At 41.1% G+C, this 6,972-nt stretch carries 9 protein-coding genes; 5 read left to right on the top strand and 4 right to left on the bottom strand.

Going from position 1 to position 6,972, the window contains the following annotated elements:
• Window positions 1-9: 9 nt before the first annotated feature.
• From pspC to K8S13_RS19915, 3 genes are read right to left on the bottom strand one after another with little or no spacing between them, the layout of a single operon-like run.
• A complete protein-coding gene (gene pspC / locus K8S13_RS19905) occupies window positions 10-450 on the bottom strand; it encodes an envelope stress response membrane protein PspC (protein ID WP_291465335.1) in 441 nt (146 codons plus the stop codon).
• Complete coding sequence (locus K8S13_RS19910; RefSeq protein ID WP_291465337.1) at window positions 447-701, bottom strand: phage-shock protein; 255 nt, start codon at window positions 699-701, stop codon at window positions 447-449. Before K8S13_RS19910 ends, pspC begins: the two co-directional genes overlap by 4 nt.
• Before the next feature lie 33 nt (window positions 702-734).
• Complete coding sequence (locus tag K8S13_RS19915; RefSeq protein WP_291465339.1) at window positions 735-1,418, bottom strand: PspA/IM30 family protein; 684 nt, start codon at window positions 1,416-1,418, stop codon at window positions 735-737.
• 233 nt (window positions 1,419-1,651) lie between these two features.
• Here K8S13_RS19915 and pspF point away from each other — a divergent pair, with 233 nt between their 5' ends.
• From pspF to K8S13_RS19935, 4 genes are all read left to right on the top strand, one after another.
• Window positions 1,652-2,680 carry a phage shock protein operon transcriptional activator gene (gene pspF, locus K8S13_RS19920; protein ID WP_291465340.1) on the top strand — a complete coding sequence of 343 codons (1,029 nt, stop codon included), beginning with the start codon at window positions 1,652-1,654 and terminating at the stop codon, window positions 2,678-2,680.
• A gap of 248 nt (window positions 2,681-2,928) precedes the next feature.
• The gene (locus K8S13_RS19925) at window positions 2,929-3,408 is read left to right on the top strand and encodes a 4Fe-4S dicluster domain-containing protein (RefSeq protein WP_291465342.1); all 480 of its coding nucleotides are present in this window, start codon (window positions 2,929-2,931) and stop codon (window positions 3,406-3,408) included.
• Window positions 3,409-3,441: 33 nt separating this feature from the next.
• Window positions 3,442-3,852, top strand: coding sequence for a 4Fe-4S binding protein (locus K8S13_RS19930; RefSeq protein WP_291465344.1), 411 nt, complete (start codon window positions 3,442-3,444; stop codon window positions 3,850-3,852).
• A 3-nt stretch (window positions 3,853-3,855) separates the two neighbouring features.
• On the top strand, window positions 3,856-4,539 hold the full coding sequence (locus K8S13_RS19935; protein WP_291465346.1) for a methylenetetrahydrofolate reductase C-terminal domain-containing protein: 684 nt from the start codon (window positions 3,856-3,858) through the stop codon (window positions 4,537-4,539).
• An 11-nt stretch (window positions 4,540-4,550) separates the two neighbouring features.
• Here K8S13_RS19935 and K8S13_RS19940 read toward each other — a convergent pair whose 3' ends face one another.
• Entirely contained in the window at window positions 4,551-6,602 is a 2,052-nt protein-coding gene (locus K8S13_RS19940; protein WP_291465348.1) for a lytic transglycosylase domain-containing protein, read from the bottom strand.
• 119 nt (window positions 6,603-6,721) lie between these two features.
• On the opposite strand from K8S13_RS19940, the gene K8S13_RS19945 reads away from it, so the two are divergent.
• On the top strand, window positions 6,722-6,877 hold the full coding sequence (locus K8S13_RS19945) for a hypothetical protein (protein ID WP_291465350.1): 156 nt from the start codon (window positions 6,722-6,724) through the stop codon (window positions 6,875-6,877).
• Window positions 6,878-6,972: the final 95 nt, after the last annotated feature.

Raw genomic sequence — 6,972 nt, forward strand, 5'->3', positions numbered from 1 at the left:
GACAAAGGATTATTCCCAGTCAAATTCCCTTGAAGTGACAGTATGTTCCATTCTCTGAATGCGGCGTTCTATGTTTTCAAATTTCCTTTTGACTCTCTGGATGGCCGATTGCCGTGAATGAGTATAGGTATCATAAAATTCCTGGTCTTTTTCATCACGCAGAGGAGAAACAGGTTCCATCTTCAGCAGCAGGCCTGCAACAATATACATGACACCCATCGGCCAGAAACCGGTAAAAAGAAATAAGACCAGGGTAATCATTCTCAGCCAGAAAGCACTGATGTTAAAATAGTCGGCAAGTCCTTGGCAGACTCCCATGAAGATGCCGCTTCTGGATCTGTAGAACCCCTGGCTCGATGTCAGGGCGGAAAGCCTGTCTCTAAGCCCGTTATAATGCCTTTTGTATTGTTTGAACTTATAGTTTCGTCTATGTCCATGGTGTCGTCTCATTTGTGAAAATCCTTTCTTTGGCGCTCAATCAGTATGGTTTCAAGCGCTTCAACCCGTTCTTCCATTTTTGACAATCCATGATATATATCCTGGATCATTTTAGTCTCTTCTGCATGGACCTGTTTTTCTTTCTTGGACAGTCCTCCTGTTTTGGCGGCCCTGATGATGCCGATAATAAGCAATCCAAGGGTGGCGATTAAGAGTATTGCACCACCAATGCAGAGTCCTACGATAAGTGCGCCCGTCATCATACTATTACTCCGGTTTGGTTAGTATTTAAAGATTTATACATTGTTTGTACCATCATTTTTTGAAGATTGGGAGGACTTTAATTTATTGAGTTCCGCTTCAATATCATCATCTGCCTCCAGGGCATCAAACTCCTCTTCTAAGTTCGCATGCCTGCCATAGTTGACAAGGTCTGCTTCGGCTTCCATCCTTTCGATGTGATTTTCAAGCTCTTCAAACTTCTGCATCACCTCCACACTGTCCGCACGCCGGATTTCTTCCTGGGCTCTTTTTTTGTGACCGGCCCGGATATGCCTTTGAACCAGTAACCGCTGTTTTTCCCGGGCTGATTTGAGTTTAACCTCAAGTTCCTGGATGTCATCACGGTATTGTTCAATAATTATATTCAGTTCAGTTAATTCGATCTCAACGGCTTCAATTTTTTGCGTATGCCGTCTTTTTTCTTGAAGTGCTTGTCTGGCCAGCGCGTCTTTTCCTTTATTAACGGCCAGTTCAGCTTTATGGATCCAGAAATTTTCTTTTTCCTGAATGTTGTCCAGAAATCTATGAACTTTTTTTTGATTGGCAATGGCATTTGCGCAGGAAGACTTGATTTCAATTAATGTGTCTTCCATTTCCCTGATCATCAGTTTGATTAATTTTTCCGGATCTTCTGCTTTATCCAGCATGGCACTCATGTTTGATGCGACAATATCTTTAAAGCGTGTAAAAATTCCCATTTTCTTCTCTCCTTATGTGTTTTTATTTATTTAAAAATTTTTTTTTTAAATTTACAGATACAAATAGCATTTAGCGTGCCAGGGTGTGTTTTTATATCAAATATGTTTAAATTTTAGTTGGTTAAGTCTATTGACATCCTTAGGCTATCCATGGTAATATCCACTAATTATTAGTAAGATAGGCCAAAAATAGAGTTATTTAGCCAAATATATAGATTGTCTCAGGAGGGGGGATGGATAAACAATTTTCAATACCGGAAGCACTAGGACAGTCAGATGCTTTTCTTGAGTTTCAGGAGCAGATATCAAGGGTGGCGCCCATTGAACGTCCGGTTCTAATTCTCGGGGAACGCGGCACGGGTAAGGAGCTTGCGGCATCAAAGATTCACTTTCTATCAAAGCGATGGCAAAAGCCTTTGGTGACGTTGAATTGTTCGGCATTGACACCGACTCTGATAGGGTCTGAGCTGTTCGGGTATGAAAAAGGGGCATTTACCGGTGCCGGTTCCCGGCGGGCAGGCCGGTTTGAGAAAGCATCCGAAGGTACGCTTTTCCTGGATGAAATCGGAACAATTCCCATGGAGGTCCAGGAAAAAATTTTAAGGGTAGTGGAGTATGGTAATTTTGAACGGGTTGGCTCTTCTGATTCCATTCATGTTGATGTGCGGATTGTGGCGGCAACAAATGTGGATCTTGCTTTGATGGCGCAGTCCGGTGAGTTTAAGCAGGATCTTCTGGACCGGCTTTCTTTTGAAGTGATTTATGTGCCGCCGTTAAGAGAGAGAAAAGGAGATATCCTGGTTTTGGCAAATCATTTAGCAGCAAGGATGGCATTTGAGCTTGGCCGGGATGAAATTCCCAGGATTTCTTCCCAGGCGTTAAAGTCGCTTGAGGCGTATCTCTGGCCTGGAAATATCAGGGAATTAAAAAATGTTATTGAACGGGCAGTATATAAATCTTCATCGGGTATTATTAATGAGATTTCCTTTAGCCCTTTTAAAAACCCTTATGGGAATGTTTTGGAAAACAGGGGGGCAGGAAAAGAGAAGGGGCGGGATACACCAAAAATTGATGAACCTATCTATATTATGGATCAGATTTTAAAAAAACCCTTCAAGGAGGCAATGGGTGAGTTGGAATGGCATCTGTTATCAAAGGCTTTAAATGAGTGCCGATTTAATCAGAAAAAAGCAGCCAAAAGGCTTGGGCTTTCTTATGATCAGTTTCGGGGTATTAAAAAAAAGTATGCGGATAGGATTTAATAGAAAAAAGGATAATATTCAGTATGATGAACAAATAGGCACTGTAAAGGATCCTTTTTTTAATGATGCTAAACCCTTTACAGACAGGATTAAGTTATAATTTAATAACCATCAAAAAGAGGTTGACCCGCCCCCATTGCATCGTGTATCATGACCGCTATTGTGTTCATAATAATGAACGATTTAAATGCAAATTGATTCAATGCCTTTTGAAAAGGTGGAAATGATAAGAATGGAGATCTTTAGCAATGGATGTTAAAACGCTCATAATCCATCCGGAGAAATGCAATAATTGTGGGGACTGTGAAACAGCATGCATCACAACCCGTACCAGTTTAACCAGTCCTGGTCTGTCCTGTATTCGAATTCTTAAAAGTAGTGAAGATGAAGAATTTTTTTTCCCCATAGCCTGCAAACAGTGCGAAAACCCGCCATGTCTGGCAACCTGTCCAAAGGAGGCAATTTATCACGATGCTGAATTGAACCGGGTTTTGATTGACCGTCAAAAATGTGTGGGATGCGGTATGTGTGTATCTGCCTGCCCCTTTGGTGCAATGAAACTGGATAAGCTAAAGGCCAAATCCTATAAATGCGATCTGTGCGGCGGTGATCCTGAATGTGTGAAAGTCTGTGAGCCAATGGCCATTGAATATCAGACGTTTGAAATGCTTAAAATACCCAATATGGTTCATGTGGCAGGAAAACTGGCACGCCTGGCAAAACCTTAAAGTGATTGAAGAAGAAATCAAGGAGGTCTTAACATGTCCTTTTTTAAAGTAAATGAGAATTGCAATGGATGCCTGGCCTGTGTACAGAATTGTCCGGCAGGCGCATTGAATTATTTTGATCAGGAAGACAGCCGGAAAATACTGCATAATATGTCTCTTTGTGCCAGGTGTGGCCACTGCTGGAGAGTCTGCCCACAGGATGCCATTGAATTCAAGGTTTTGCTTACGGGCAGATTTGATCTTGTAACAACCTTGGATCTGGTTCATTGCAAGGTTTGTGGAGAACCCATTTACACGGCAAGCCTTGGTGACACGGTTTCAAATAATACTCAGACGATTGAGGCTCTCTGCCCGGATCATAAAGGGTCGGAACCTGTAAATGTATGGAAAAAGCTTGGCTCCAAAAGAGCTTCACAACCAAAAGAGCTTTCCAATAGGAGATGATGTATGATAGTCGGCGAACATAAACCAATTGAAGAGGTTATTGAATCGGTAAAAGAATATAATAACGTTCTGGTGGTAGGGTGTCAAACCTGTGTGGCAGTGAGTCTGACAGGCGGTGACAGGGCCGCAAGATCAATGACGGAAGCGCTCACTCATGCGTTTAAAGATAGCAAAACACTTCATATTTTTGAAAGCAGCATGCTGGAAAGACAATGTGAAAAAGATTGGATTGAACCATTTTTTGATCTTCCCGAAGGAGTGGAGGCCATCTTGTCCCTTGCCTGTGGTGCGGGAGTTCAAACCATGGCGGATGTATTTAAAGGCATTCCTGTTTTACCAGGGTTGAATACAACCTTTATCGGTGCATTGGACACTGCCGGTGTCCTTAATGAAAAATGTGTGGGATGCGGTGATTGTCTTCTAGCATTGACCGGTGGCATATGTCCCATTGCCAGGTGCGCTAAACGACTTCTTAACGGTCCCTGTGGTGGATCATCAAATGGAAAATGTGAGATCAGTATTTCCTTGGGCCGGGATGTTGAATGTGCATGGCATTTGATTGTAGAACGTCTCAAAGAACTGGGTAAACTTGATAACTATGAAAAGATAAGTGAAACAAAAAACTGGGCACCTGGTGGTGCCGGAGGCCCAAGGCAGCTGGTTCATCCAGGTGAAACACCGTTTTAAAATTATTTGCTTCAAAGGGTGATCTTAAGCTTGGTTACAATGGGATATTTAATTTTCTGCATGGGCTGAAGGGAACTGAAATTTATTTCAGGGTTATATTTTTTTAAGAGCCATAAAGGAATTTCAAGCTCATTTAAACACAGGGTCCAGATATTATCCCCGTTTTTTATTTCATAACTATCAATTCCCTGAATAGAAAAGGCCTCAAAAAAATCTTCCTCGATTTCTTTATGAAATTCATACCGCTGTTCTTCAAATTCCAGCACCGTTTTTTTTCTCATGGAGATTTTGATCTTTTGATCAATGGAAATAGGTGTTCCATATTTAAACCCGTTCAAGGTCCGGATTTCCTGGGTTGGAATCTGAAGCCAGTCTGCATAATGACCCAGAGTTTCTTCCGGTTCAACTTTAATCATTCCGATGATAAGATTGTCTTTTGAATAGGTTTGAAAAATTTTAAGGTTGCTTGTTACAATGTTCAGGTTTATGTAAACTTCATCTTTTATCGGTTTGGCAAGGGGTTCAACAACAGATTCAGCAACAGATTCAGCAACAGATTCAGCAACAGGCTCGGCAACTTTTTTTTCGGGTATACTCTTTTTAACCGTTATTTGTTTTTGAACACTCTTTTGAGGTTTGACAGTCTTGGGCGCAGCGCTTGCTATAATGATTTCATTTTTAACCGGAATCCTTAAATTTTGTCCGATATAAATGGTTGCCCGGCGATTCAGGCTGTTTGCAAGCGTCAGATCCTGCAGCCTGACAGAATGGAGTCTGGCAATGGAACCTGCTGTATCTCCTTTTTGAACTCTGTGAAACCTGCTGGGTTTTTGTTTGTCCTGATACAATGCCGCGATCTGTTTGTTGATGTCCGGGATGGTCAGGGTTTTTGGAAGCTTTAGCCTGAAACCTTTGGGGATATGTTTTTGTGCATTAAAAACCGGTTTTCGTAAGGATCTGTTCAGGGTCCGGATATCCCGGATACTGATGTTCAATGTATTGGACAGCTCTTTTACCGGCAAATACCCCTTTGTTTTGAGCACTTGAAATGTAACGGGTTTTTTAAATACAATATTGCCAAAATATTTTTCAGGATTTTTTGCAACAATTCTGGCAGCCAGAAATTCAGAATAAAAGTTTCTTGATGCAAATTTAAATGAACGGCTGCGATAGGATTTGACGATTCTTTCATAGGAGCCTTTTGATTTTCTGGCCCGTAACATACCTGCCAGACCATGGTTGTAGGCTGTGATTGCCATGGGCCACTCGCCTATTCTGGCATAATTTTTTTTCAACAAGCGGGCAGCCGCATCTGTAGAGATATAAGGATCGCGCCTTTCATCCACCACATAATTGATCTTCATGTACTGTCTGCCTGTGGAATATGTAAACTGCCAGATACCGGCAGCACCGAATTTGGAATAGGCTCTGAAATTATAGGAAGATTCAACACAGGGCAGATAGATAAGATCAACAGGAAGGCCATGGGATCTGAAAATGCGCTTAAACTCATCAATAACTGCGCCGGAACGGATCAAGCCGTCTTTGAACTGGTTTTTTAATCCGGTCTGGCATCTTATGCTGAATGCGGCATTTTTGAAATCGGATAGTGTTGCATTGGGGCCGAAGAGTGCTGCAACTTGTTTTTCTTTTTTTGATAAAGATTTTTTTCCCTTTGAAAGGTTTAAGAGAATGTTTTTATACTTTTTTATTATTGCTTTTTTTGTTCTTTTATTTTTTCTGTTGCCCCTTACGGTTTCGGATGCATCAAGGTTGACAACGTCATAAATAATTCCAAGATTCCGGGTGTCATGGATAACGCCCTGGGATTTTGAAAATTTTGTGAATATATCTATCCAGAATTCAACATTGGGTTTAATAGATGGATAAACGGGGAAATCAGGATCTGCCATATTGATGCTTTGCTGGGTGATCTGGCTGACAGAAGCCTGTAACACAGGGAGTGTTGCCACAGAAATCCACATGCACATAAAAATAAGGGACATGATTATTTTTAAAAATTGATTATTCCGGTTCAATACGCACCAACAAGAGGCAGTCATAAAATCTCCCTGTTCAGATGGTTATTCAGTGTACAAAGTTGTAATATGGAACGCTACCATATAATCACTGGTTTTTAAACCATTGATGTGATTTTTTATCAAATATTTATAGGGTATTAATGGTATCTGCAATTATGGCGGACAGCATGGCTGTCTGTCTGGGTTTGGAAAAGACCACCCATTTTTTGGGCCCAGTTTTCAAACTCATCATCAGGTTTGATCCCCTGAACATGTACAGCTACATTATTCTGAAATGGAAAATTATAAAAGACTGAGAAAATATTGAATCATGGAGATACGATCGGCATACAATCCTTGGCTATCCTTATTCTGTATTGTGGTTATAAAGTCTATGGAAATTTTTTTTGCA

It is taken from the genome of Desulfobacula sp. (genome assembly GCF_021107415.1).